Source organism: Methylotuvimicrobium sp. KM1, from assembly GCF_044788715.1.
Classification (GTDB): domain Bacteria; phylum Pseudomonadota; class Gammaproteobacteria; order Methylococcales; family Methylomonadaceae; genus Methylotuvimicrobium.
In genome coordinates, this window is sequence record NZ_CP173170.1 from 4,584,672 (window position 1) to 4,609,984 (window position 25,313).

Below are 25,313 nucleotides of genomic sequence, written 5' to 3' on the forward strand. Positions count from 1 at the left end.
TCGATGGAAGTTACCGCTATATTAAAACTTTATGGATTCCCATGGTCTTCCGTGGGAACGAGAGCGTAGCCCGTATGCAGCGAAGCGGAATACGGGAATGGCGTGGCTTCGAACTTCTAGGAGGAGCCAGGCTCCATCCGAACTACACTGTTCGGTTCGTTTTAGGCGGCTTTTTGCTGAACGTCGATTCGAAGCATGCTTTCTATGCTCAAATGATAATCCAATCCGGGCCATTCGATTCCCGTCCCGCGACAAATAAAACGATAATTTGACAATTCTTTGAACGATGCTTCTTGTAATTCTTTATACCATGCCATCGGCGTCGATATTAATCGGCTGTCTTCTAGCTCGACATGCAAATACCGATCGTCGAAATGCACTGATTTACCTTTCACTGAAATAGTCATCCCATTGCCTTTCAAATTCATCTATTACTCGTTCCCGCGCTCCTGCGTGGGAATGCATACCGGGCTTCAAGCGCGCTGCATTAGCCTGTAGGATGAATGCAATGAAGCCCATCGAATCGGCCTTGATGATGGGCTTTGCTTCGATCAACCCCTACTCCTGGATTCTCGAAGCGCTTCCAAAATATCGTCGGTTGTTGCTTTGGTTTTGATTCCCGACACGTCAAAAGGGGACGAGTATTTTTCGCTTTTCGCTTTTAACGAAAAGACCGCTCCGTCTTTTCTGTGTATTTCGACTTCCTCTGTTTGAGCATTAACCAATAACTCAGCTAGATGCCGTCTCGCTTCAGAATAAGTAACAACTTTCACTCTGTTTACCTCACTACCTCAATACCCAGATCTCGTGCAACTTGCATCATTTTTTTGTCGAGTGTCATCAAAGGACAAGACAACAATCTTGCGCATTGCAAAAAATAGGCATCATAAGCATAAATATTAACCTGATTACGTATAAGCTTTAGCCTACTTAAAGCCCAGACAAGGTTTTGTGTCGCTATCGCGACGTTTATGTGGAGTCGGTTCGCGGACCGACAGCCGCGATACTTTTCTTTGCTTGTCCAAAGAAAAGTATCCAAAAGAAAAGACACCCGGAGGCCGCTGTATCCTGCGCGCTGACGATTTTGCCGAGGGTTTTCGGAAGGGCTATCCCTAGCCCTCCGAAAACGAGCGGCATCCCTGCCGCTCCCCTAGTGGGCTATTCTCGGCAAAATCGTCAGTGCTCGGCGCGGCCTAACGGGGCCCGGGCGGGAGCTCTAAGCCAAAGCAAATTGGCTGAAGGTTCTAAGTAATCAGGAATATTAAAGTCAATCGCTAATTGTAATGACTCATAAATATCTACCTTAATAAGCCGTACTGGTATTTTGCTCGTGGTATGGAGCATAGATGCTGGCCCCCGAAGTATGTTGGATGATACTCTCTCTTTCCGGCTCATCAAGAACCACCGCTAAAAATATACTGGTGTCGGATAAAATGTTCACAAGCGGAATTTTACAGCCTTGTCATCATTTGACAAGCGACCAAAAGCAAAAGGTGCGCGATGCGCAGCCTACGCGGACATAAAAAAAGGAGGGGTATTACGCCCTCCTTTTTTATGGGATCAAGTACTCAGACTTTAGAATTTGAAGCCGACCGAGCCGCCCAACGTGAAGCCGTCGGTATCGACGCCGTCGACGTCATCAAAGGTATGATGATAACGAGTGTCAGCACCGACAACGATGCCGTCGAATATTTCATAATCGGCACCGATACCGAACTGCATGCCGGTGTTCAATACGGTAATTGCGTCAGACGGCGGACTGATGATGTTCATGTCCAAACCGACCGGAATCAACCAGGGCCTGAATTTGCTGTCGTGCATGAATTTGATCTTCGGCGCGGCGCTAATTCTCAGCATGTTGACGGTGACTGTTTGTTGTATATTGTCAGGTATATTATTTAATGCTGCGAAAGTTGTATTTACACCGCTTCGTCTTTCATCCTTGATTTCAGTGTATTCGATGCCCAGTTCTAGATTAAACGAGGTATGGTCCATCAGACCGAACAGGTCGTTGTTGACATTGAAATCGATCGCACCGCCGTAGTAAAAAGCGTCTTGATCCGTATCACTTGTCAGAAGATCCTCACCCAACCCGGTACCAGCGCCAAGAGGATCACGAGTTGAACCGCGATTATTATTGAACCGCGACCAACCGCCGCGAACCGAAAACATATGATCTTTCGGCGCTGAAGCGGCAGGGGCCGATTTCACCGATGCCGCCCATTCGTCCAATTCCATGACCTTCGCGGTATTTTCGGAAGCGGAACGACTCGCCGCATCACGTACGCGGTTCAATTCTCCTTGCATTTCTTGCAACATTTGCGACATTTGATTAACTTGCGCTTCCAACGCTTCGACTCTGGCATCGGCCGATGCGGTCGGTGCGGCCAACGCCCCTGCCGCCAATACCGCAGCCACGCCCAGAGCGGTTTGAGTTTTATTCAGTTTCATCGTTTCCCCCTCGTAAGAGATTTTTTGTTTATGTTTTTTTTGCCTTAAAACAACAAGACTTTTTCACGAAAAGGATAATAGCAGCTAAAGTCCATCCTTACAAGTTCCTTACAGTAATTAAGGATTTTTCTTTTCTATTAGATAATCATTATTTATCAAACACTAATGAAAACAACATCAACACATGTTCGATCTGTATGCTAAAAACAACAATCCATTCAAACTCCGGCTTCGCTCAAAGCGCCTGGTATTCGGTCGCGCTCATTTGCAATTTTTAAGTGCCTTAGGATGTCTCATCCATAAAAACCGTCTGCAAACGTCATCGACTTTCGTTTTTTGCTTCATCTGATGGCTGCACCGGTTAAAGCCGTAGGGTGCGCATCGCGCACCTTTCCACGGCAACGAACCAGACGATAGGTGCCGATCCAGGTGCGCGATGCGCACCCTACACCTAGCGTTTTATAACCCATGATCACCCACAAATTCCAAGATATTTTGAGATTAAAAAGCGGGAACCCCAAAATTAGCTAAAATGGCCTTTTTCGACAGCCTCCCCCTAGCTCCTCTTAAATTCTAAAAAGGAAACCGATTAATCACTCATTGACTGCCGTTTTTTCCCTCATCTAATGGTCGCACCGGTTAAAGCCGCGTAAAATAGCACTTAAATCAATCCATACACGAACAGACATCCGATGATTTATCGAGCCTCAATACGGCAGGCCCCGCTCGGAAACGATAAAACGAAATTAAACTCATCATGACCACCATTCCTGACATAACGATTATCGGCGGCGGCATTATCGGCCTCTTGACCGCCCGCGAACTTACCTTAGCCGGCGCCCGCGTGAGCATTCTGGAAAAAAACGCTATCGGCCGAGAGTCCTCCTGGGCCGGCGGCGGCATTTTATTGCCGATTTATCCGTGGCGACAGCCTAGCGCGATTTCCGAATTGGTCCGGCACAGCCTGGATATTTACCCCACGCTGGCGATGGAACTCAGAGAATCGACCGGCATCGACCCTGAATGGAGTCCGTGTGGCCTGTTTATCAGCCGCAACCCCGATATCGAACAGGCTATCGATTGGTGCGAACGTTATAATATCGATTATCGGACCGCACAAACGCCGAGTTTGAATAATTTAAATTGCGATCCGCTCAATCCTCTCTGGCTGCCCGATATCGCTCATGCCCGCAATCCTCGCTTATTGAAGTCGGCGCGCCGGGATGCGGAAAACCGAAACGTCGAGTTAATCGAACATTGCGATGTGCAAAACGTCACCGTTAAAAACGGCAGAATCGTTTCGTTGACTACCGACCGAGGCGAGCGTCCGGTCGGTCATCTTGCTGTCTGCGCCGGCGCCTGGACGAAAACGTTATTCGAGCGTTTCTTTTCCGAATTCACGGCTCCTGAAATCCAACCCATCAAAGGGCAAATGCTGCTTTACGATGCACCGCCCGATCTCTTGCCGGGCATGATTCTCGAAAACGATCACTATTTGATTCCGCGTCTCGACGGTAAAACACTGGTCGGCAGCAGCGTCGAGCATTGCGGCTTCGATAAATCAACCTCGGAAGCGACTTACCGCCGACTGAAGTCTTTCGCCGAACATTTATGCCCGGCATTGAAAACGATGCCGATCATATCGCATTGGGCCGGCCTGCGCCCCGGCACCGAACATGGCATCCCTTATGTTTTTCGCCATCCCGACCTTGACAATTTGAGCGTTAACGCCGGGCATTTCCGTAACGGCTTGGTCATGGCGCCGGCATCGGCTCGCTTAATGGCCGATTTAATTCTGGGTGAAACACCTATAACCGACCCGGAACCTTATCGCCTATTCGCCTCTCATTAAACCGAAAACGCTATTCCGGCCGCGACCGACCGGAAGCATCAAACTTGAAAAAGTAGATCATGAAGCCGTAGGGTGCGCATCGCGCACCTGGGTCGGAACCTGTCGTCGGGTTCGTTGCCGGGGAAAGGTGCGCGATGCGCACCCTACGTCGCTTTGAATTTTTGATGTGTTTTGGCAAAGCAGGAGCGGAAGCTTTTCAACCGTAACCGAAGCAAGCCCGAAATGTTTAGGGCAAAAACAAAATGTTGGGGACGGGTTAAATAACCCGTCCCGCAGAAGAAGCTAGAGCTTCCTGAATAGGTTACCCAAGCTGGAGCTCTCATCGTTATACATAAATTGTAGGGTACGCTGCGCGTACCAAAGCCGTGCCCTAGCGGTTCGGTTGGAACATGAATGAACATCTCGGGGGCTACCATGGTACGCACAGCGTACCCTACGCGGATCCCTAGCACCTCACCTAGAGTTAGGTCAGGGAGATCCGAGAGTGTTAAGTGACAATAAATGGTATCGAGGTCTCATTTGTTAAGATTGCAAAAGGGTAATTTTTAACTTATGTATAACGGCGAGAGCTGGAGCTTGGGTAACAGCTTATTTTAGTCTTTGCGGCCTCGATGCCATTTGCAGAAGAGTTTAGGATTGTTATCGAATGAATGCGAAGCTTCATTGCGATGCCAAGCCCTGCACTTCGACCGTAATGTGTTTGATTCGGCGAAAGTCGCCGAGCAAGGCTTTGTAATAGTCCGGCGACTTTGGAAAACGAGTCGTCACGGCAACGATCGCGGCGTATTGGTTAGGGCCGATTTGCCAGACATGGAGATCGGCCACTCGATTATCCGAGTCGTTTTCCAGCGCCATCTTGATCGCGGCCGTGTAATTTTCTTCGATACTGCCATCCAGCAATATTGGCCCGGTTTTCTTCAACAAGGTCATCGACCAACGCAAGATGATCAATGCGCCCAAAATTCCCATCGCAGGATCCAGCCAATTCAATCCGTAATATTTTCCGCTCAGCAATGCGGCAATCGCTAAAACCGAGGTCAATGCATCGGCCAACACATGAAAAAATGCCGCCTCGAGATTATGATCGTGGTGATGTTCGTGCTCGTCGCCGTGTCCGTGTCCGTGGCGGTCAATCAATATGAGCGCGCACAGCAAGTTAATGAACAAGCCGATGCCGGCCACCATGATCGCTTCGTCGAAACGAATACTTTGCGGCTCAAACAAATATTTGACCGATTCCATCGCCATGACCGCGGCAACGACAGCCAACGTAACGGCACTGGCAAAACCGCCCAACACACTGACCTTACCGGTTCCGAATGAAAACCGGGGATTACGGGCGTTTTTTCTCGCATAACGATAGGCAAACACCGTGATCATGAACGCCGCGACATGAGTACCCATGTGCCAACCGTCGGCCAATAAGGCCATCGAACCATAAAAGATTCCGGCCGTTATTTCGACCACCATGGTTACCGCAGTCAAAAAAAGAACGAAACTCGTCTTTTTCTCGGCTTTTTTATGCTGCTCGATATCTCGTTGCAAATTGCAACTAAGTTTTGAATCCGCGTCGCACATATGATCTATTCCGGCACTAAAACAATGAAATTGATAATAACGTCCGCTATCCCCTTTAATCTAAAAAGCATTTCACCATGAATGCCATGAAGAATAAGAAGTTAATTCAATAACTTGTTATTTGTTTGCATAGAACGTTCATTTATCCAAGAGGTTAGCGGCAATGTTTAGGTCATCTCTGGAAATATGCGTTTCATGGTTAAACGGTCCTATTTTCGGGGTATTTGAAAAGACATTTTGAAACCGTGCTTGTGGGAAGTCAATTAGACAGAGGCAATTGGATGATAACGAGGCGAAGAGAGATGGAGGGGAGATGGCAGCGCATAACCAGGCTACTTGGTTCTCCGTAGCCTGGTATCCGATCAATTGAAAACGGAATTAAACGCCGTGCGCTTATTTCAGCTTAGGGCAGTCGACATATTCGGCATGCACTGTGCTGATTTTAACGACGCGATGTTTCTGATTGGGGTTATTGTTAGGTCCTTCCGCTTCGCCAACCGCCGATATCCGCAATTGGTTCGGTCTTGCGCCTGCTTGTCTCAGCATATTTGCGACAGATGCCGCTCGACGTTCCGCCAGCCTTTTGTTGCTAGCCGCGCTGCCGACCGTATCGGTGTAAGCCACAACATCTGCAGTTGAACTTGGGTGAGTTTGCAGATACTGACCGATCAAATTGATATCGTGATGATTGGTATTGTAAGGCGTTGCGCTACCGGTGCTAAAGAATGCGCCGGTTCTTTGGACTTTACCTGCTTTATCGTGATTATCGCTATGAACTTCGGTCAGCCAATCGCACATGGCTTTTTCCGATTCCAGACGATGATTGGCCGCATCGCGAGCCGCATTCATCGCTTTTTGCTGCTGATCGATATTCCAATAATGGTCGTTTTGCCAATGTCCCAGTATGTGATTGGCCTCTTCGAATCTTTCTTCAGCGGCTTCCCAATGGTACAGCGCTTGCCCATAGTTCCCGGCTACCGCTGCGTCCATTTCCGATTTTAAAGCGGGAATGTCCTTTGCAGGGGGGGTACAAGCCGTTAATGCCGGAGCCAATATAGCAAGCGACAGGTATACAAGTTTTCTGTTCATGATTTTTATCCTCTTAAATCAAAAGCGATCCCTACCGGGAGATCAGTGGAGAGTTGTTAATCCAAAATAAATGGATTATTCGCCGTCATCCAATGGACCGTAAGTCGTCCAAAAACCCGGATAATGGGCGCCGAAATAACGTGTATCTTCACTGAAGCGGTCCCACACATAAGGTGGCGTGATATAGTCTTTTGTAGGAATCGGCGAGGTAATCAATTCTGCTACACCAATGACAGTTCGGCTCACGCCGTGTCCAACGCCACGCAATAGCCCCCAGCTCATGCCGAGAAATATATTGGAATCGCTGCTGATATTGACGATATTTTTTGGTATTTCAATCCACCCTGTCGTCGTGTTAAAAAAACCTTGACTCACCTTCTTTGTAAAACCGGACAAATACCCTTGTTCGTGATCGTCGGCATATCCCGGACTTGCTGTTACGAGTGTGCCGACTAACAGGCCGGCGGTGATTAATTTATTTTTATTCATTGTAGATTCCTCCCGAAACGTTAAAGGTATCAGGTCCACTATAACAATCATTCAAGTTGTTATACTCCGACCCAAAGAGTTTTCACATGACCGAAACATTAGGTTTATTTGACGGCCATACTGGCCAAAGCCTCCTTACTTAAGCATCAAACAACTCTCCCTATTGCATCGGCATAATGCAAAATAGATATTTAAATCGAAGGGACGCGCTCTCCTTTATCCCTTAATAACGACAATAGCCTAAAGGTTGAATGTTGTCAAACCGGCGCCCTGCCTGAATTCGTAGTAATTTTCATTATTGTCTACCGTTTATAACAATCAAAAGCGTAACTTGACGCAAGTCAGTCAATGCGATCGTCTCCTATGCGCACCAACGGGCATCTTTTTTGAAAACCGACCGCCGAAAGCGCCTTTCTACACTTGGGATTTGCCCCATACGCATCAAGCTAAAAACGGCCAACTTGAATTAATAAGTGTTAGCGTCATAACAAAGACCTATGCTCAGCCGCTCTCCTTTGCATGAACTATATCAGTAGCATCAGCATAAATGCGCCGCCATGCGTGACACTAAAATAAACGATCGACAACACAAACGCCAAAGTGGGCGTGATCAATAAAATACGCATGATCAAATAGGTAATAACCGCAAAGACCCAGACCATCAAGCCGAATAAAATATAGTAGCTCAACAAGTCGTCGGTTGTTGTTAGCCAAACGATAACAGGAAGACCCGCAGTGGCAATGATGTTCTCACAAATCAAAAAACTGGTCGCTGCCGAAATAAACCCCGCGCTCGCTTTTCTAAAAATCAAGAGTATTTCAACAAACATCAAGGTTAACCCGGTTTCCAGAATAGCCTCGATCAGCGCGTCTAAAGGATCGGTAATATTAGCTAGAATAAATAACTCGATTAGTAAATAATAGTACAAATTTTTTTGAAAAAAACTAACCGAACGCGGCAACTCTAGCGGACAATGCCTGAACCAGCACAACGGAACGTAGGCTTTTATAAGCTCCATTCCTCCCCCTAATTGTTGTTATCCAAAATTATTCTGCGTCCGGACTTTCGGATTCCAAAATTTTGCTGGTGTTATCTAATCGATCTTCATAAACATTGAACCCGTCATTCAATGCAATGACCAGCTCTTTAGCTTTTTCGCTTAATTTAGCCAGACGAAGCTTAGTTTTCTTATTCCAGCCCACCGGGGTATTGATCGGCAATAGCATATGAGTGTTCGTCAGGCTTTTTTCGAACAATTCCGCTAGATTTTCCAGCAAATGGAGTTCCTTTTGCCGTTCCTCCAATCTTCCGATAATTAACTTCGCCTGCAATTTACTAATCGCGATATGCAGCGGCGCCATGAATGCTATCAGTCCTACTAATGTCAATGGCCCCACGATGGGATCGAATAATATCGCAAAGAAGCCCATTTGAATTTCGGCAAACAACATCAACATGACGATGGAACCTAGAATCAAAAGGCTGGAAAAATGCGCACGCTCTTTCCAAAGCTCGATAGCTTGCTTGACTTCCGGTATAACGACCGCGCCGACATCGCGGATATTCTGTTCGAGCGCTTGCAGAATTCGGTAGGACCGGTAGTGATTTAAGTTTTCGATACGCTCATCGATAATCCCCATCGACTCTTTATTCCGCGGATCGGCTAAGTTTGCCTGACTGGATAGCACGACGAATTGTCCAGTCTTGATGCCCAGTTCCGCCAATCTTTTTTGCCATGATTTGATAACCTCCGCATTTGCAGTCGCATGGTCGATTATATAGACGAACTTATTGGAGTCCTGCTGTTCGGCAATGCTCTGACTGAGCCCCGTCAACGAATGCAATTCGCTATCGAAAACATCGCAAAACACTAGAACCAAGTCGGAAATCTCGACAATATGCCGGGTTAGCAGCTTTGTAATCGGATTAACCGGGGCTTCTATTCCAAAGTTGGGCGACTCAATGATCAACTTACCTTTTAAACGCTCGTTATTGACGGTTTTCAGCTCTAAATACGCGTTAACATTATTGCCTTCGCCCCGTATTTCTCGCTCTAACTTTCGGCTTATCCGGTAAAAAGGCAAACGGTGATCCAAATCCAACGCAGCCCCGGGCAAGGTTACTGCATGGTTTTGGCTATTGTGCTGCAAAACCGTGAATTTATGATTGGATGATTGTATTCCCGCTAAACTCTGATTCGCATTCAAATATTGATTGATAAACCGAGAACTCGCCTGCGAAGATCCGCCGATCACGCTGATAATAGGCCACCAGGAATGTTGACTGGCCGTGGTTTCATCCGCGCCGATCAGACCCAAATCGAATTCGAGCTGATCAAGTTCGTGAAACACCTTGGCCGCATCGAGCAAGACCGGATTATTATCGACAAAATGCTTTTCAATATTGAGCAATTGTTTACCGGGTGTTTTTTTTGTCATCAGTTTGACCTTGATTGTTATTAATTGTTATTTGTACGCCTGAGTCAGACGTCATGGCATATTAAATGGATAGACGTAACGTCTTGAGTTCGACCACTCCCTTGATATATCGATACTGCCGCTACCTTGCCACACCAACCGGCGTCCCCGGCACGACAATAGACCGCGTAACTTAGCTGAATTCCATGATTATTAAGTAGGATTTCAAGTATACACCCAGTTAAAACGCAATCAAAAAATGATCTTATCGACATTGTTGTTGAAATTAGCTTACCCGGCAGTAATGCCGTATCAACTGACTCAAACCGCTGACCAAGCAAAAATAATCCTAAAAAGAGCAGCTTACATGTGTTGTAGACCGTTCGTGCTGTGCCAAGTCGAAGCATGGACGGTCTACAACACTCTCACCGGCTTGGTGAAGCCTCAAACTTCCCTTCACCCTTCGACAGGCTCAGGGCGAACGGTAGATTGAGACTCTCAACTGCTCTTTTTAGGATAATCGGTATTCAAGTCTTTGCCTTTGTCATTAACTGCCAGTATATTAGCTAGCTTATCATTACCTTAATATGAGGCTGTAAAACGGGTCGCTAGATGGAAAAACCAAATACTATCCTTCCAGGCGCTTGGGCCTTAATGACCGTGATCCTTGCTTTCGTTTTATCGGGATGCGCAAAACCTTTTTGGGGCGGTTATGGGGACACTGGCCTAAGTCGGGATGCGTTTGAGGTATATGTCGAACAAGTCTTCCGATTTCAGAATCGGCTAACCAACGAAGTGATGCTCTTATCTCTAAGGAGCGAAGACCTCAATCAATTCAACGACATCTACTTAGCCGAGCATAAAATGCATGAAATCTGCAGCCCTTTAAATGAATATGTGGCCAAGAGCATGGATGACCAAAATGCCGGCCTGCTGTTAATGCGACGCTTGGAAAGGTCGGTCGCGCCTTGCGAACAAGCCGCCCAATATGTTGATTTACTGCTAAGGCACTTGGATTAGATCTGCCGATGATAAGCTCAAGCTTTCTTTAAAGGCGTTAAAACCGTATTGACAGCCGGTTTACTTTTATCGATTTCCGGATAATCGAGCGTGTAATGCAAGCCTCTGCTTTCCTTACGTAACTGTGCACAACGCACGATCAATTCGGCAACTATCACCAAATTACGAAGCTCCAATAAATCGCTGGTCACTCTAAAGTGGCTGTAATATTCAGCGATTTCGCTTTTCAGTAATTCGATTCGGCGCATCGCGCGGCTCAATCGTTTATCGGTCCGTACGATACCGACATAATCCCACATAAAATGCCTGAGCTCGCTCCAATTGTGAGAAACGACCACCTCTTCGTCGGAATCGCTGACCTTCGACTCATCCCATTCGGGAACCTTGGAAGGCTCCGGTATATCGGGCAGTATTTGAAGAATATCCCGGCAAGCCCGCTCAGCGAAAACCAAACATTCGAGCAGCGAATTGCTAGCCATGCGATTCGCGCCATGCAACCCGGTACAGGCAACTTCGCCGACCGCATACAGATTCGACAAATCGGTACGGGCATTGCGATCGGTTAAAATACCGCCGCAAGTATAATGAGCGGCCGGCACAACCGGGATAGGTTGTTTAGTAATATCGATATCCAGTTTTAAACAACGCTCATAAATGTTCGGAAAATGCTCTCGTACAAAGGCCTCCGTTTTATGGCTGATATCCAGATAAACGCAATCGACCCCACTTTTTTTCATTTCATGATCGATAGCTCTGGCAACGATATCGCGTGGCGCCAGTTCCTCGCGAGGATCATAGCGATGCATGAACGCAGTCCCGTCCGGCAAAATGAGGCGCCCCCCCTCTCCCCGGACCGCCTCGCTGATCAAAAACGAATGCCCATGCGGATGATAAAGACAAGTGGGATGAAACTGCATGAATTCCATATTGGCAACTCGACAACCGGCACGCCATGCCAAAGCGATACCATCGCCGGTCGCAATTTGAGGGTTAGTGCTGTACAAATACACTTTACTGGCGCCACCTGTAGCAAGCGCGACTGCTCTAGCCGCGATAGACTTAACACAGTGCGAGTGGATATCAAGCACATAAGCCCCCGTTACCCTGTCACTGGTTTCTTTGCTTAAAATTAAATCGATGACATTATGATGCTCGTATATCTTAATGTTAGGATGTGCCCTGGCCCTTTCGATTAATATTTCCGAAACGGCCTTACCGGTGGCGTCGGCCGTATGCACAATGCGGCGGTGCGAATGACCGCCTTCGCGATTCAGATGCAATTGCGTTTCGCCGGTTTCGGTTTGCTCTTCTGTGAATACAACCCCTTGATTCCTAAGCCAATCAATTGACTCCTTGCCATGCTTGACCGTCAACTCGACTATATCGGGATCACACAATCCGGCGCCGGCATCCAGCGTATCGGCAATATGCGATTCGAGCGAATCTTGTGCATCCAAAACTGCGGATATTCCGCCTTGCGCATAATAAGTACTGCCTTCGAAAATCACGCATTTTGACAAGACGGCAACACGGACTCGGTCGGCAAGCTTAAGAGCCAAGCTCAAACCAGCCGCGCCACTGCCGATGATAAGAACATCATAAGTTTCAGATTGATTCATGTAATGGTTGAAGTTATCGGTATTTATTTTTTTGTTATTTCTTGGGTATTAATACAGCAATACTATAATTATGGCTTCATAAGCCTTGTTTGTGGATAATAACGTTTTTTTATACGTTAGCAATTTTTTTTGAAGCTTAAGAACTTGTGCGGTTTAATTCTGTCTATCAAAACACATTGGAAAACTTGTGAAAGTTAAAACAGGGACCAGCGAACAACTGGATAAAGACTTGGTGTTGCGCGTACAGCAAGGCGACAAGTCTGCCTTTGATCTATTGGTCATCAAATATCAGTATAAAATAGTTCAACTGGTAAACCGCTATGTCAAGGATCCCAGTGAAGCGCAGGATGTGGCGCAGGAATCTTTCATCAAGGCTTACCGGGCGATTGGTAATTTTAGAGGCGACAGCGCTTTTTATACCTGGCTCTACCGCATTGCCATCAATACCGCAAAAAACTATCTGGTTGCCCGCTCACGGCGTAGTAGCGATTATGAAATCGATATCGACGATGCGGAACAAATACAAAATGCTCCGGAACTAAAAGGTATGGATACGCCGGAACAGCATTTGCTGAACGAAGAAATTCTTGAAACGATCAAAGGCGCAATCGAAAAATTACCTGAGGAAATGCGCATAGCCATTACCTTGCGGGAGTTCGAAGGAATGAGTTATGAAGAAATTGCCGATGCGATGGAATGCCCGGTTGGCACTGTTCGGTCGCGCATTTTTAGAGCGCGAGAAGCGATCGATAATAAATTAACCCCTTTGCTTAAATGACGGTAACTTTTGATGGTCGATGAACTAAATCAAAAAATTTCTCAACTCCTTGATGACGATCTCAATTATCAAGAATCCTTGAGTTTACTCAAAAAAATGCGAACCCAACCGGGTTTACAGCAACAGTTGCACCGCTATGAAGCAATCAGCCATGTGCTCAAATCCGACACCTTCGTACCTGTCGATACGGATTTTGCCCAACGGATTAGCCGAAGCTTGCAAACCGAGCCCGTTTATCTGGCAACGCGACGCAAACCCTTTAAAAAATCTTACGCCTCGATATCGGCCTTAGCCGCCTCTGTAGCTGCTGTCGCAGTACTTGTCTCTCAAGGGATTAATCAATCATCACAACCGCACATGATGCCCTTAGCTCAATCGCAATCGGTAACCATGGCGGGAAATGCCGAACTGCAGGACCCTCAGCTGCCCCTTGACCATCCATCCGAAAAGGAATTGACGAGAAACCGATTTATTAAATACCTTCAAGCTCATAACAGCAGCCGCTACATAGATGGGGCAGTCAATCTTCAGCCTTATGCGCGGACCGTTCAGTATCAGCAGGAATAATCGCGTGTTGAAAGTTTTAAGTTTTGTTTTGTCGCTGACGGCCGCATCCGCGTTTGCCGCCGAAATCGATGCCAAGCAGTCGCCTGAGCATTCGCTTTTGAAAATGCAGCAAGCAATGAAACACCTTAATTACCAAGGTACAGTGGCTTTTTTAAGAAACGGCAAGCTTAATGTCTTAAAATATTCACATGCCTCGACCAATGGCACAGGACAAGAACGCTTAGTTTCGGTAAACTCTCCTTTGCGAGAAACCATTAGGGATGCCGATAAAGTCAGCTGCTTCTTCCCTGAAACCTCTAAAGTTATTGTCGATCACAGACCTGCCGCTCGGTCTTTTTTAATCGATTTACCCGAGCAATTAAATGGCTTGGAAGCGTATTATCAATTTACGTTTTCCGGCGAAGAGCAAGTAGCCATGCTGCCAACAAGAATCCTGGATATTTCTCCAAAGGACCAGTATCGTTATGCACGCCGAATCTGGATAGACATCGGACAATATTTACCATTAAAGGTTGAAGTTTACGACCGCTCGGGCAACACCATCGAGCAGGTTGTATTTACCGAACTTGAAGTCAAACCTAGCTTGCCTTTTATCGATGTCGACTCCGCTCTCTTGGATAAAGAGGTAGAACGCATTCATAACCGGCAACCCATGTCTTTTGAAACCGCGGGATTTGTTTTAAAACAAGTCCCCGGCGGCTTCCGTCAGCAATTTTTCGTGCAAATGACAATGCAGGGCAGTAATCGCCCAGTGGAACACTTGCTCTTATCGGATGGATTTTCGTCTGTATCGGTTTATCTTGAAAATAAAGGTGCTAATATTGAGCTTGGCGCTCGCTCAACCGACTCTGTCAATGCATTTAGCCGAATCATCGACGATCATGTGGTAACCGTAATGGGCGAAGTACCCGAAGAAACCGTCAGGTATATCGCGGAAGGCGTGGAGCTTCGCACGGATATCCAATAAATTTTGCCATTGCTCAACGTATCTATATAGTAAACCGGCGTGCATTGAAATAATTTCACAACACCACTCAACTCATTTACCAAGTAAGCGATTTCCCAACGTCGATATCGCAAGACCAATTAATCGGTCCAGTGCGCTTTTCGAAAGCTAACGGTAAAATCACCCTGCCCTGTACAAAATACGCTATCTAAATGACCTATAATTCCCGACGATCCATCATGAGTTTACCCGGAGGCTATCACTCTATGAAAATTTATGGACTCTTATTATTAAGCTTGTTGTTCATTCAAAACGCTGCAGCGCAACTGCCCGACTTTACCGGGATGGTCCAGGATAATGGCAAAGCCGTGGTCAATATCAGCACCTCCCAAAAAGCCCCGGAGAATGAAGTAACGGGCTTTCCCGGAGAGCCTCAACTACCGGAAGGCATTCCTCCGGAACTGGAAGAGTTATTCAAACATTTCTTCCAAGGGCCGGGAGGCGGCATGATTCCCAGGGAAACTAATTCGTTAGGGTCAGGATTTATCATTTCCGGCGACGGTTATGTGCTGACCAACCATCATGTCGTCAAGGACGCCGATGAAATCGTCGTTAAACTAACCGACAGACGCGAATTAGTCGCTAAACTGATCGGGTCGGACTCACGAACCGATGTCGCACTGTTAAAAATCGATGCTGAAGATTTACCTTCGGTTACCATCGGCTCCCCTGAAAAACTGCAGGTCGGCGAATGGGTACTTGCGATCGGGTCGCCATTCGGTTTCGAACAGTCGGTCACCGCCGGCATTGTCAGCGCAAAAGGCCGCAGCCTGCCCGGCGGAAATTATATTCCGTTCATTCAAACCGATGTTGCAATAAATCCGGGTAATTCGGGCGGCCCATTATTCAACATGGAAGGCAAAGTGGTCGGTATCAACTCCCAAATCTACAGCCGGACCGGCGGATTCATGGGGCTTTCTTTCGCAATCCCAATGGATGTCGTCATGAACGTCGTCGACCAGCTCAAAACTAAAGGTAGCGTATCGCGCGGCTGGCTCGGCGTGCAAATTCAAGATGTCACCCGAGAGTTGGCCGAATCGTTCGGCATGAAACGTCCTGTCGGCGCCTTGATCGCCAAAATTATTGCCCAAAGTCCGGCGGAAGCTGCCGATCTTCAAATAGGCGATATCATTGTCGAGTTCAATGGTCAGAAAATAGAAACATCCGGAGACCTGCCGCCACTAGTAGGCATGAGCCCGATCAATGAAAAATCCAAACTCACCGTGATTCGCCAAGGCGATAAAAAAGTGGTTAGCGTTAAAATCGGATTACTACCGGAAGAGGATGTTCAGCAAGCCGCCACGAAAGCCGCACCGAAACCGGACAATCGCCTCGGCATCAACGTCAGCAATCTGAATGAAGAACAACGCGAACAAACTCAAGTCTTGAAAAACGGCGTGTTAGTTCAGAATGTCGGCAAGGGACCGGCTGCCCAAGTCGGTATCCAACGCGGCGACGTCATTTTAAGGATCGCCAATAATGTCATTCGAGATGTGGCTGATTTTGATAGAATAGTCAAAAATCTTCCGGCCGGCCAATCGATTGCTGTATTAATACAGCGGCGGGGCAGCCCGGTCTTTTTGGCCATTAAACTAGATAAATAAACGTGGATTTAAAAAACATAAGAAACTTTTCCATCATCGCGCATATCGACCATGGCAAATCGACACTGGCCGACCGCTTCATTCAACTATGCGGCGGCTTAAGTAACCGGGAAATGGCGGCCCAAGTCCTCGATTCGATGGATATCGAGAGGGAACGCGGCATTACGATTAAGGCGCAAAGCGTCACCTTGAATTACCAAGCCAAGGACGGCATTACCTATCAACTGAACTTCATCGACACTCCGGGACATGTCGACTTTTCTTACGAGGTCTCAAGGTCCCTAGCCGCCTGCGAAGGAGCATTATTGGTCGTTGACGCCGCTCAAGGCGTCGAAGCGCAAAGTGTCGCGAATTGCTATACCGCGATCGAACAAGGTCTGGAAGTTGTCCCGGTATTGAATAAGATCGATCTGCCGTCCGCCGAACCCGAACGCGTGATGGCTGAAATCGAAGACGTTATCGGTATTCCCGCCGATAATGCCCTCAAAATTAGCGCTAAAACCGGCGTCGGTGTCGAGGACGTGCTGGAACAATTGGTTCAATTGGTCCCGCCGCCTTCCGGCGACGAAAATGGACCATTGCAAGCACTAATCATCGACTCTTGGTTCGATAGCTATCTGGGTGTAGTGTCGCTGATTCGGATCGTCAACGGCAGCATCCGCCGCAAACAAAAAATCACCATCATGTCGACCGGCAAGTCGTTTCTTGTCGACAAAGTCGGCGTGTTTACACCGAAGCGACTGGAAAAAGACACCCTTAATACCGGCGAAGTCGGCTACATGGTCGCTTCGATCAAAGATATTTTCGGCGCTCCGGTCGGCGATACGATCACTTCGACCGACAACCCGTCCGATAAGCCATTAGCCGGATTCCAAAAAGTCCAGCCGCGCGTATTCGCCGGCTTATACCCGGTATCTTCGGACGACTATGAAGACCTGCGTGAAGCGCTAAACAAATTACAATTAAACGACGCTTCGCTGCAATTCGAACCTGAAACTTCGCAAGCACTGGGTTTCGGTTTCCGCTGCGGATTTCTCGGCATGCTGCACATGGAAATTATTCAGGAACGACTCGAGCGCGAATACGATATCGACCTGATCACCACGGCACCGACTGTGGTCTACGAAGTGACCACCCACAACGGGGAAGTTTTAATGGTAGACAACCCGGCTAAATTGCCCGATATCGGTGCGATCGCATCGATTAAAGAACCGATTATCCGCGCCAATATTTTAGTTCCTCAAGATTATTTGGGTAACGTTATCAATCTATGTATCGAAAAACGCGGCATTCAAAAAGACATGCAATACGCCGGACGACAAGTCTCATTGAATTATGAATTGCCGTTAAGCGAAGTCGTACTGGATTTTTTCGATCGTTTGAAATCGGCCAGTCGCGGCTTTGCTTCATTCGATTACGAGTTCTTGCGTTTTCAAGAAGCTTCGCTGATTAAACTGGATATCCTGATCAACGGCGAAAAAGTCGACGCACTGTCGATCATCGTTCATCGAGACATCAGCCAAAACCGCGGACGCGATTTGGTTGAAAAAATGAAGGACCTGATTCCTCGTCAGATGTATGAAGTTGCTATTCAAGCCGCGATCGGTTCAAAAATCATTGCCCGGTCGACAGTTAAAGCGATGCGTAAAAACGTGACTGCTAAATGTTACGGGGGAGACATCACTCGTAAGAAAAAACTCCTGGAAAAACAAAAGGCCGGTAAAAAACGCATGAAACAAGTCGGCAAGATAGAAATTCCGCAAGACGCTTTTCTTGCAGTACTTCAGGTCAACAAAGACTAACTTTTTTCTTATACTCCGACCAATTTTTCACTTTTTGCACCTTTGACCATGAATTTCGATTTTTCATTTTTTTTAGCGATCGCCACTTTATTGACCGGAGCGATTTGGGGTGGCTATTTAGTCTACCTTAAATTCGCCAGCATCGACCCGCTACCGGAAAACGAGCCGATTATAGTCGAGTATGCTCGTTCGTTTTTTCCGATCGTGTTGATCGTTTTGCTGCTCAGATCGTTTTTGGTTGAGCCGTTTAGAATCCCTTCCGGGTCGATGATGCCCACCTTGCTGATCGGAGATTTTATTTTGGTGAACAAATTCACCTATGGCATACGACTACCGGTTATTAACAAAAAAGTCGTCGAAATAAACCAACCCCAACGCGGGGATATCGTTGTATTCCGCTACCCTAAACAACCATCGGTCGATTACATCAAGCGCATCATTGGCTTACCGGGCGATCGTGTCGCTTACGATAAAAAAAACCTCTATATCAATGGCCATCCGGTTAAACGCGTTTCACTCGGTATTTATGAAGGCGTCGGCCAAGGCGAAAGCATGACCGGCACCGAACATTTTCTAGAGAATTTAAACGGTGTCGAACATAGCATTTTAATCAGTCCCGGCGCGCCCTCGATTGACGGCGTTTATGTTGTACCCGAAGGCCAATTTTTTGTAATGGGCGACAACCGCGACAATAGCAACGACAGTCGCTATTGGGGTACGGTACCCGAACAAAACCTAGTAGGAAAAGCGTTTTTTATATGGATGAATTGGGATTGGCAACATAAAGGCGTCGGCTTCGACCGTATCGGCACAATCATTCAATAAAATCCCATTTTTTATCTTATAGGGGACGACTATGAAAGCTTCCTTGCAACGCCAAACCGGATTAACGCTCATTTCGACTATATTGCTTCTGGGCTTGATCGCGTTTTTTACGCTGTTGATTTTGAAAATCGCGCCAATCTATATAGACCATAGTAAAGTAGTCAATTCACTGGCAGGCCTAAAACAGACTGTCGACATTCAAACGAAAAATAAAAACGAAGTCTGGAATGCCTTGGACAAGCGCTTTAACCTCAATTACGTTTATAACGTCACAAAGGATGATGTCAAAATAACCAAACAAGGCAATTATTTGAAAGTTGAAATCGATTATGAAGTCGTCGAAAAGATTGTCGGTAACTTGAGTGTACTCGTCGAGTTTAATGAAGTCATTGAGGTGGGTGTAGAGTGACGAGAGACCCTGAGATACTTTGTAAAAAACTGGGTTTGCACTTCAATAACATGCAGTTGTTTAAAATGGCGCTGACCCATCGCAGTATGGGAGCGCATAATAACGAGCGACTGGAATTTCTAGGCGACTCGATACTTGGCTTCGTGGTCGCCGAGAAACTGCACGAAATGTTTCCGGAAGCCAGCGAAGGCGTTTTAAGTAGACTCAGAGCCAGCCTTGTCAATCAGGGTGCGCTCGCCGACTTGGCAAGAAAGCTTAATATAGGCGATTATTTAATCCTTGGCTCGGGAGAACTGAAAAGCGGCGGTTATCGACGCGACTCGATCCTATCCGACGCGGTCGAGGCGATTATCGGCGCCTTGTTTAAGGACCAAGGCATTGAAATTTGTCGGCAATGGGTTCTGGATATGCTTCAGGACAGACTCGACAGCTTATCGCTCGATAATTGGCAAAAAGACCCAAAAACACAATTACAGGAATTGATGCAATCAAAAAAACTGGACTTACCCGACTACACCTTAACAACGATGTCCGGCTTACCGCATGAACAAACGTTTAAAGTGAAATGCACGATTCCATTATCGGGAAAATCGTGTATCGGTTCCGGCGTATCAAGAAAAAAAGCCGAACAAGATGCTGCAGAGCAAATGCTGGCGCTATTGAAGCGAGAACAATCATGAAATGCGGCTATGTTGCGTTAATCGGCCGACCCAACGTCGGCAAATCCACGCTGATGAATCATTTGCTAGGCCAAAAAATCAGCATTACATCGCGAAAGCCACAAACGACCAGGCACCGCATTCTCGGCATCAATACAACCGAAACCGGCCAAGCGATCTATGTCGATACTCCCGGAATGCACGATAACGAAAAACGCGCACTCAATCGTTATCTCAATCGAACAGCGGAAACCACTTTGGTCGGCGTCGAGGTCATCGTTTGGTTAATCGATGGACTTTCCTGGCAGCCTTATGACGATTTGATTTTCAAAAAACTGGAGCAAGCCGGCTTACCAGTCATTCTAGCGGTTAATAAAGTCGATAAAATCAAAGACAGAGATACTCTGTTGGCATTTTTTGCCGAAGCCCAACAGCGCTTTGCTTTCGAACATATCATCCCGATTTCCGCGCTAAAAAAAACCAACCTGCAACAACTGGAAAAACTCGTCATGGAGTTGCTGCCGGAACGCGACCCCATTTATCCGGAGGATCAGATTACCGACCGTCCGGAACGCTTTTTAACCGCTGAAATCATTCGAGAAAAATTGACCCGCCGACTGGGCGACGAATTGCCTTATTCGTTGACTGTCGAAATCGAACGCTATGAAGAAAACCCCGAAATCACTAAAATCTATGCCGTAATTTGGGTCGAGCGTAGCTCGCAAAAAAGTATCGTGATCGGGAAACAAGGCGAAATGCTCAAGAAAATCGGTTCCGATGCCCGGCTCGACATAGAAAAACTAATCGATCAAAAAGTTTATTTACAGTTATGGGTAAAAATCAAACAAGGCTGGTCCGACAACGACCGAGCGTTGCGAAGCCTGGGCTTTAATGATTGAGACTGTTGTTTCGTTGCAACCGGCTTTTATCCTGCACCACCGGAACTTCCGGGAAACCAGCCTGATCGCTGAGGTATTGACTCGGGATTTCGGCCGGCTCTCGGTTCTAGCGAAAGGCGTCAGAATACCGAAATCGAAACTAGGCCCCTTTATTCGTCCGTTTGTTCCTGTACTATTATCATTTTCCGGCAAATCGGACTTAAAAACTCTGACGCACATCGAACCCTGGCAAACGGCACCGAAACTGCATAATCTCGCACTGTACAGCGGGTTTTATATCAATGAACTGGTCACTTATTTTCTGCACCCTTTCGATCCACACCCCGAAGTGTTTCTACTTTATCAAAATGCCTTAAGCCAGCTATCGAATACCTCAGACCTGGAACCCGTACTCCGGGTTTTTGAACTTAACCTGCTGACACAAGTCGGTTATGGCTTGCAGTTCGATGTAGACAACCTTCATCATCCGGTTTCGCCCAGTAAGAAATACCGTTTCAATGCCGAATCGGGACCGGTCGAATCGGAGCAAGGAGATTTTGCGGGAAGTACTTTCCTCGCACTGGAAGCACGCTCATTCCCGGACAGCGCCACTCTGACCGAGGCTAAAAAAATCATGCGCTCGGCAATTAATTTTCATTTGAATGGGAAGCCACTCAAAAGCCGAGAGGTTATTTCCAAAATCCTCAAACACTCGCATTCATGAACAACAACGATATTCTACTTGGCGTCAACATCGACCATATTGCCACGTTAAGGCAAGCTAGAGGTACTCAGTACCCTGACCCGATCCAAGCCGCATTGATCGCCGAACAAGCCGGCGCGGACGGTATTACTGCTCATTTGCGCGAGGATCGCAGACATATTCAAGACCGGGATATTTATCTACTGCGCGACATCATCCATAGCCGCCTGAATCTGGAAATGGCCGTCACCGATGAAATGATTGCAATTGCGCTCAAAGTCAAACCTTACGCTTGCTGTCTCGTTCCGGAAAAGCGCGAGGAACTGACCACCGAGGGCGGTCTTAACGTGGCCGAAAATCAATTCCGCATGAACGATGTCTGCCTTCGGCTCGGCGAGGCCGGAATCGAAGTCTCCTTATTCATCGACCCGGATCGGCGTCAAATCGACGCTGCTGTGAAAGCGGGCGCGCCAGTCGTAGAATTGCATACCGGGCGTTATGCCGATGCGGAAACATCAAGCATTCGCTCCGACGAGCTAAAGCGCATTCAATCGGCCGCGCAATACGCAAACAGCGCCGGATTACAGGTCAATGCCGGACACGGACTCAATTTTCACAATGTCGAAGCGATTTGCAAAATCCCTGAAATTGTCGAATTAAATATCGGCCATGCCATTATCGCCCAAGCGGTTTTCTCCGGTTTAGCCAAAACCATCTGCGATCTCAAACAATTGATGCGGCAAGCCCGATTACAAAGCTTGATCTCCAGATAACCGATGAAATTACAATGCTTTCAATTAACCTCGGCCGGCGACCGAGAAGTTAATCAAGATTCGATGGGGCGCATTATACAAGACGACTATGCCTTGTTTATTGTTGCCGACGGACTCGGAGGCCATCAGTCGGGTGAAAAAGCTTCCCGATATTTTTGCCAAGGCTTATTAAAATTAGTCCATCAACACCGGAATCATCTTGCTCAAGCTCCCGATGAAACCATGACGGCATGGTTTAAATCAGCAGTCGAAGAAATGAAAAAGCTTTTCGGCAACGATCCATCCGCATCGGAAGCGCATACCACCTGCGCATTACTCTATATCGACCCGAATCAAACAATCACAGCGCATTGCGGCGACTCCCGAATTTACCGGATGAATGCGAATAAAGTTCTATGGCGTACGAAAGATCATTCAATCACGCAGCAACTGTTGGACGAAGGATCAATAACCGAACAAGAAATGGGCTTGCACCCTGAGCAAAACCAATTGACGCGTAGTGTAAATATCCAGCAAACCCATCTACCCGAAATCCATGTTTACCCCCCAATAAAACTGGGCGAAACATTTCTCTTATGTACAGACGGCTTCTGGGAGTACGTTAAACCCGCCGAATTACTCGACTTAGCCCAACCCGATAGCGGTAAAATCGAACTGGGGAAATTTGCCCGATTGACGGTACTCAGGGCAAGAGGCCACAGCGACAATGTGACGGTGCAATGGATAAGGTGCCTGGGATGAAACGCATAAATAACCACGATGCTGACATTAAGACTCATGTTTGCGCGCGCATATCCTGTATCAAAACGACACACCACATCAAAAGGGGTCTATTGATTTAACAATAGCCCCTATCGCTCAAATCTCGAAATACATTAGGCGCGGCACCGAATATACTCATCGTAGATCAAATTTCGGTACCGCCGAAATTTGAAGTGCGAAAGATATATGATGCGCGAAAGGGAATATATCAGTACTTAGAGCAGATTTGCTCTGAATTAAAACTAGGCGGCCAAGCCGTGTTTTTGTATCCGGTATAGCAAGGTATCTCGGGTAATGCCTAATAAGCGGGCTGACTTGCTGCGATTGCCGTTGGTTCTAGTAAGCGCTTGATTGATCAAGTCCGCCTCTAGAGAGTCCAATTGGATACCGAAATCAGGCAGTTTAAAACTCGGAATACCGCCTGCATCTGCTGCAGGGGCCTTTTCATCAATATATTCAGCAAACTCATGCGGTAAATTATCGGGCTCGATAACTTTTCCCGCCAACAAGATCGACAGTCTTTCACATAAATTGCGGAGTTCTCTTATATTACCAGGCCATCGATAGCGAGTTAACACTCGAATCGACTGTTTACTGAATTTCGGAGCTTCGAGCGAATGGGCCTGCGCAAAATGCCGAACAAAATGAGTAATCAGCGCCTCGATATCTTCGGTTCTTTTCGATAGTGGCGGCAACTCTAGCGGCACGACATTTAAACGAAAGTACAAATCCTGCCTAAACTGTCCTGCGTCGATTTGCTTAACCAAGTCTTGGTTACTGGCCGCAATGACTCTCACATCGACGCGATAAGGCTTGGTTTCTCCAACAGCTAAACATTCACCAAGCTCTAAGAAACGCAATAATTTTGCTTGAATCGACAGAGGTAACGAATTAATTTCATCCAAAAATAAGGTCCCGCCATCAGCGGCTTGAAAGATGCCTTGCTTGTTAACGTTAGCTCCGGTGAATGCACCTTTTTTATGCCCGAATAATTCAGACTCCACTAAACTTTCGGGCAAGGCGGCGCAATTCAACTTGATAAACGGCTTATTAGCACGCGCGCTTTCTTTTTGAATTGCAGAAGCTAGCACTTCCTTACCGGTACCGGTTTCTCCTTTGATGAAGACAGTTACATCGGTACAAGCAACCATTCTAGCGCTACGAAGTAGAGAATCGAGTGCGGGAGATTTCCCAATTATCGAATTAAAATGATCCACAGGAGCCTCTCCTAAAATTATAAGTGTTGTAATCGCATGGGATTAAGCCATGGCAGAGCGGCCAATAATGCGAGTGCAATCATCAATAAGCCGACCGTCTGCTTAAAGTATTGCATTCTAGATAACCTTGTTAGTGTGCTGGTAATTATACCGACACTTATCACGGCGGGTAAAGTCCCAAAACCGAAAGCCAACATTGTCAACCCGCTACGAATAATATCACCGGTCGTCGCCGCAAGTGCCAATGCAGCATAGACAAGGCCACAGGGCAACCAACCCCAAATCATACCAAATAAAAAAGCTTGCTTGTGCGTTTTCACCGGAATTAAGCGGCGGCCATACGGCTCGATTAATTTCCAAAAACGGGATCCGGCTTTTTCGATATAAGCAAAACGCGGAAACCACCCCGCGATATAAAGTCCGGCACTGGTCATGATTGCAGCCGAAAGTACCTGCAACACCCTATGACCGTGACCTTCGCCAAAAGGCATCGTCAATATCGCCTCAATAAAGCCTACCAACATCCCGGCCAAAGCATAACTACTGATACGGCCCAAATTATAGTTCAGCACATAAGGAAAAAGCTTAGCCTTAGAAGTACGGACCTCGGGCTTAAGACTCAGCGTAAGCGTTCCGATAATCGACCCGCACATGCCGATGCAATGCATGCTACTAAACAACCCCATCGCAAAAGCGACAAAATAGGAGGCATTAAAGGCGATAGTATGTTCCATAGAGGGAGAACATTAGCATATTTATTAACTTAAACAATATTTAGTTTTGAAAAATTGAGGATTTTGACTCATCTTTTTAC

24 protein-coding genes are annotated in these 25,313 nt (G+C 46.9%); 14 read left to right on the top strand and 10 right to left on the bottom strand.

Going from position 1 to position 25,313, the window contains the following annotated elements; all coding sequences use genetic code 11:
• Nucleotides 1–161 precede the first annotated feature (161 nt).
• Both ACINK7_RS19930 and ACINK7_RS19935 read right to left on the bottom strand, forming a co-directional pair.
• Complete coding sequence (locus ACINK7_RS19930; RefSeq protein ID WP_404358022.1) at nucleotides 162–407, bottom strand: DUF2442 domain-containing protein; 246 nt, start codon at nucleotides 405–407, stop codon at nucleotides 162–164.
• Between the two features lie 1,168 nt (nucleotides 408–1,575).
• Nucleotides 1,576–2,451 carry a hypothetical protein gene (locus ACINK7_RS19935; RefSeq protein ID WP_404358024.1) on the bottom strand — a complete coding sequence of 292 codons (876 nt, stop codon included), beginning with the start codon at nucleotides 2,449–2,451 and terminating at the stop codon, nucleotides 1,576–1,578.
• A gap of 757 nt (nucleotides 2,452–3,208) precedes the next feature.
• Between ACINK7_RS19935 and ACINK7_RS19940 the strand changes: the two genes are divergently transcribed.
• Complete coding sequence (locus ACINK7_RS19940; RefSeq protein WP_404358026.1) at nucleotides 3,209–4,303, top strand: NAD(P)/FAD-dependent oxidoreductase; 1,095 nt, start codon at nucleotides 3,209–3,211, stop codon at nucleotides 4,301–4,303.
• 660 nt (nucleotides 4,304–4,963) lie between these two features.
• Here ACINK7_RS19940 and dmeF read toward each other — a convergent pair.
• From dmeF to ACINK7_RS19965, 5 genes are all read right to left on the bottom strand, one after another.
• A complete protein-coding gene (dmeF, locus tag ACINK7_RS19945; protein WP_404358028.1) occupies nucleotides 4,964–5,881 on the bottom strand; it encodes a CDF family Co(II)/Ni(II) efflux transporter DmeF in 918 nt (305 codons plus the stop codon).
• Between the two features lie 393 nt (nucleotides 5,882–6,274).
• On the bottom strand, nucleotides 6,275–6,970 hold the full coding sequence (locus ACINK7_RS19950) for an OmpA family protein (RefSeq protein WP_404358030.1): 696 nt from the start codon (nucleotides 6,968–6,970) through the stop codon (nucleotides 6,275–6,277).
• Nucleotides 6,971–7,045: 75 nt separating this feature from the next.
• Nucleotides 7,046–7,459, bottom strand: a complete 414-nt coding sequence (locus ACINK7_RS19955) for an exosortase system-associated protein, TIGR04073 family (protein WP_404358032.1) — start codon at nucleotides 7,457–7,459, stop codon at nucleotides 7,046–7,048.
• A gap of 524 nt (nucleotides 7,460–7,983) precedes the next feature.
• Entirely contained in the window at nucleotides 7,984–8,478 is a 495-nt protein-coding gene (locus ACINK7_RS19960) for a hypothetical protein (RefSeq protein WP_404358033.1), read from the bottom strand.
• A 28-nt stretch (nucleotides 8,479–8,506) separates the two neighbouring features.
• Nucleotides 8,507–9,898 carry a hypothetical protein gene (locus ACINK7_RS19965; protein WP_404358035.1) on the bottom strand — a complete coding sequence of 464 codons (1,392 nt, stop codon included), beginning with the start codon at nucleotides 9,896–9,898 and terminating at the stop codon, nucleotides 8,507–8,509.
• A gap of 591 nt (nucleotides 9,899–10,489) precedes the next feature.
• On the opposite strand from ACINK7_RS19965, the gene ACINK7_RS19970 reads away from it, so the two are divergent.
• Nucleotides 10,490–10,897, top strand: coding sequence for a hypothetical protein (locus ACINK7_RS19970; protein ID WP_404358037.1), 408 nt, complete (start codon nucleotides 10,490–10,492; stop codon nucleotides 10,895–10,897).
• A gap of 17 nt (nucleotides 10,898–10,914) precedes the next feature.
• On the opposite strand, the gene nadB is transcribed toward ACINK7_RS19970, so the two are convergent.
• The gene (nadB, locus tag ACINK7_RS19975; RefSeq protein WP_404358038.1) at nucleotides 10,915–12,516 is read right to left on the bottom strand and encodes an L-aspartate oxidase; all 1,602 of its coding nucleotides are present in this window, start codon (nucleotides 12,514–12,516) and stop codon (nucleotides 10,915–10,917) included.
• 187 nt (nucleotides 12,517–12,703) lie between these two features.
• Here nadB and rpoE point away from each other — a divergent pair, with 187 nt between their 5' ends.
• The 12 genes from rpoE to ACINK7_RS20035 all read left to right on the top strand — a co-directional run bounded on the left by rpoE (nucleotide 12,704) and on the right by ACINK7_RS20035 (nucleotide 23,261).
• Nucleotides 12,704–13,294 (top strand): RNA polymerase sigma factor RpoE, encoded by a 591-nt coding sequence (gene rpoE, locus ACINK7_RS19980; protein ID WP_404358039.1) that lies wholly within the window; start codon nucleotides 12,704–12,706, stop codon nucleotides 13,292–13,294.
• Nucleotides 13,295–13,306: 12 nt separating this feature from the next.
• Nucleotides 13,307–13,861, top strand: a complete 555-nt coding sequence (locus tag ACINK7_RS19985) for a sigma-E factor negative regulatory protein (RefSeq protein WP_404358041.1) — start codon at nucleotides 13,307–13,309, stop codon at nucleotides 13,859–13,861.
• Nucleotides 13,862–13,865: 4 nt separating this feature from the next.
• Nucleotides 13,866–14,828 (top strand): MucB/RseB C-terminal domain-containing protein, encoded by a 963-nt coding sequence (locus ACINK7_RS19990; RefSeq protein WP_404358043.1) that lies wholly within the window; start codon nucleotides 13,866–13,868, stop codon nucleotides 14,826–14,828.
• Nucleotides 14,829–15,073: 245 nt separating this feature from the next.
• Nucleotides 15,074–16,471: a DegQ family serine endoprotease gene (locus ACINK7_RS19995; RefSeq protein ID WP_404358045.1), complete on the top strand. Its 1,398-nt coding sequence runs from the start codon at nucleotides 15,074–15,076 to the stop codon at nucleotides 16,469–16,471.
• A gap of 2 nt (nucleotides 16,472–16,473) precedes the next feature.
• Entirely contained in the window at nucleotides 16,474–18,273 is a 1,800-nt protein-coding gene (gene lepA, locus ACINK7_RS20000) for a translation elongation factor 4 (RefSeq protein ID WP_404358047.1), read from the top strand.
• A gap of 48 nt (nucleotides 18,274–18,321) precedes the next feature.
• The gene (lepB, locus tag ACINK7_RS20005) at nucleotides 18,322–19,098 is read left to right on the top strand and encodes a signal peptidase I (protein WP_404358049.1); all 777 of its coding nucleotides are present in this window, start codon (nucleotides 18,322–18,324) and stop codon (nucleotides 19,096–19,098) included.
• A 31-nt stretch (nucleotides 19,099–19,129) separates the two neighbouring features.
• Nucleotides 19,130–19,507: a DUF4845 domain-containing protein gene (locus ACINK7_RS20010; RefSeq protein WP_404358051.1), complete on the top strand. Its 378-nt coding sequence runs from the start codon at nucleotides 19,130–19,132 to the stop codon at nucleotides 19,505–19,507.
• Nucleotides 19,504–20,187 carry a ribonuclease III gene (gene rnc / locus ACINK7_RS20015; RefSeq protein ID WP_404358052.1) on the top strand — a complete coding sequence of 228 codons (684 nt, stop codon included), beginning with the start codon at nucleotides 19,504–19,506 and terminating at the stop codon, nucleotides 20,185–20,187. Before ACINK7_RS20010 ends, rnc begins: the two co-directional genes overlap by 4 nt.
• Nucleotides 20,184–21,065: a GTPase Era gene (gene era / locus ACINK7_RS20020; protein ID WP_404358054.1), complete on the top strand. Its 882-nt coding sequence runs from the start codon at nucleotides 20,184–20,186 to the stop codon at nucleotides 21,063–21,065. The genes rnc and era overlap by 4 nt, the downstream gene beginning before the upstream one ends.
• Nucleotides 21,058–21,768 carry a DNA repair protein RecO gene (gene recO, locus ACINK7_RS20025; protein WP_404358056.1) on the top strand — a complete coding sequence of 237 codons (711 nt, stop codon included), beginning with the start codon at nucleotides 21,058–21,060 and terminating at the stop codon, nucleotides 21,766–21,768. Before era ends, recO begins: the two co-directional genes overlap by 8 nt.
• Nucleotides 21,765–22,520, top strand: coding sequence for a pyridoxine 5'-phosphate synthase (gene pdxJ, locus ACINK7_RS20030; RefSeq protein WP_404358057.1), 756 nt, complete (start codon nucleotides 21,765–21,767; stop codon nucleotides 22,518–22,520). The genes recO and pdxJ overlap by 4 nt, the downstream gene beginning before the upstream one ends.
• A 3-nt stretch (nucleotides 22,521–22,523) precedes the next feature.
• Entirely contained in the window at nucleotides 22,524–23,261 is a 738-nt protein-coding gene (locus ACINK7_RS20035; RefSeq protein ID WP_404358059.1) for a PP2C family protein-serine/threonine phosphatase, read from the top strand.
• 263 nt (nucleotides 23,262–23,524) lie between these two features.
• On the opposite strand, the gene ACINK7_RS20040 is transcribed toward ACINK7_RS20035, so the two are convergent.
• Both ACINK7_RS20040 and ACINK7_RS20045 read right to left on the bottom strand, forming a co-directional pair.
• Nucleotides 23,525–24,499 carry a sigma-54 interaction domain-containing protein gene (locus ACINK7_RS20040; RefSeq protein ID WP_404358060.1) on the bottom strand — a complete coding sequence of 325 codons (975 nt, stop codon included), beginning with the start codon at nucleotides 24,497–24,499 and terminating at the stop codon, nucleotides 23,525–23,527.
• Between the two features lie 17 nt (nucleotides 24,500–24,516).
• Entirely contained in the window at nucleotides 24,517–25,233 is a 717-nt protein-coding gene (locus ACINK7_RS20045) for a sulfite exporter TauE/SafE family protein (RefSeq protein WP_404358062.1), read from the bottom strand.
• Nucleotides 25,234–25,313: the final 80 nt, after the last annotated feature.

What these genes read in the sequence shown, in the direction of transcription:
- ACINK7_RS19935 (WP_404358024.1), bottom strand. Translation starts at nt 2,451, where the DNA reads ATGAAACTGAATAAAACTCAAACCGCTCTGGGCGTGGCTGCGGTATTG.
- ACINK7_RS19940 (WP_404358026.1), top strand. Translation starts at nt 3,209, where the DNA reads ATGACCACCATTCCTGACATAACGATTATCGGCGGCGGCATTATCGGC.
- ACINK7_RS19995 (WP_404358045.1), top strand. Translation starts at nt 15,074, where the DNA reads ATGAAAATTTATGGACTCTTATTATTAAGCTTGTTGTTCATTCAAAAC.
- pdxJ (WP_404358057.1), top strand. Translation starts at nt 21,765, where the DNA reads ATGAACAACAACGATATTCTACTTGGCGTCAACATCGACCATATTGCC.
- dmeF (WP_404358028.1), bottom strand. Translation starts at nt 5,881, where the DNA reads ATGTGCGACGCGGATTCAAAACTTAGTTGCAATTTGCAACGAGATATC.
- ACINK7_RS20010 (WP_404358051.1), top strand. Translation starts at nt 19,130, where the DNA reads ATGAAAGCTTCCTTGCAACGCCAAACCGGATTAACGCTCATTTCGACT.
- ACINK7_RS19985 (WP_404358041.1), top strand. Translation starts at nt 13,307, where the DNA reads ATGGTCGATGAACTAAATCAAAAAATTTCTCAACTCCTTGATGACGAT.
- ACINK7_RS19930 (WP_404358022.1), bottom strand. Translation starts at nt 407, where the DNA reads ATGACTATTTCAGTGAAAGGTAAATCAGTGCATTTCGACGATCGGTAT.
- ACINK7_RS19950 (WP_404358030.1), bottom strand. Translation starts at nt 6,970, where the DNA reads ATGAACAGAAAACTTGTATACCTGTCGCTTGCTATATTGGCTCCGGCA.
- nadB (WP_404358038.1), bottom strand. Translation starts at nt 12,516, where the DNA reads ATGAATCAATCTGAAACTTATGATGTTCTTATCATCGGCAGTGGCGCG.
- recO (WP_404358056.1), top strand. Translation starts at nt 21,058, where the DNA reads ATGATTGAGACTGTTGTTTCGTTGCAACCGGCTTTTATCCTGCACCAC.
- era (WP_404358054.1), top strand. Translation starts at nt 20,184, where the DNA reads ATGAAATGCGGCTATGTTGCGTTAATCGGCCGACCCAACGTCGGCAAA.
- lepB (WP_404358049.1), top strand. Translation starts at nt 18,322, where the DNA reads ATGAATTTCGATTTTTCATTTTTTTTAGCGATCGCCACTTTATTGACC.
- ACINK7_RS19955 (WP_404358032.1), bottom strand. Translation starts at nt 7,459, where the DNA reads ATGAATAAAAATAAATTAATCACCGCCGGCCTGTTAGTCGGCACACTC.
- ACINK7_RS19965 (WP_404358035.1), bottom strand. Translation starts at nt 9,898, where the DNA reads ATGACAAAAAAAACACCCGGTAAACAATTGCTCAATATTGAAAAGCAT.
- ACINK7_RS20045 (WP_404358062.1), bottom strand. Translation starts at nt 25,233, where the DNA reads ATGGAACATACTATCGCCTTTAATGCCTCCTATTTTGTCGCTTTTGCG.
- ACINK7_RS20035 (WP_404358059.1), top strand. Translation starts at nt 22,524, where the DNA reads ATGAAATTACAATGCTTTCAATTAACCTCGGCCGGCGACCGAGAAGTT.
- ACINK7_RS19970 (WP_404358037.1), top strand. Translation starts at nt 10,490, where the DNA reads ATGGAAAAACCAAATACTATCCTTCCAGGCGCTTGGGCCTTAATGACC.
- ACINK7_RS19960 (WP_404358033.1), bottom strand. Translation starts at nt 8,478, where the DNA reads ATGGAGCTTATAAAAGCCTACGTTCCGTTGTGCTGGTTCAGGCATTGT.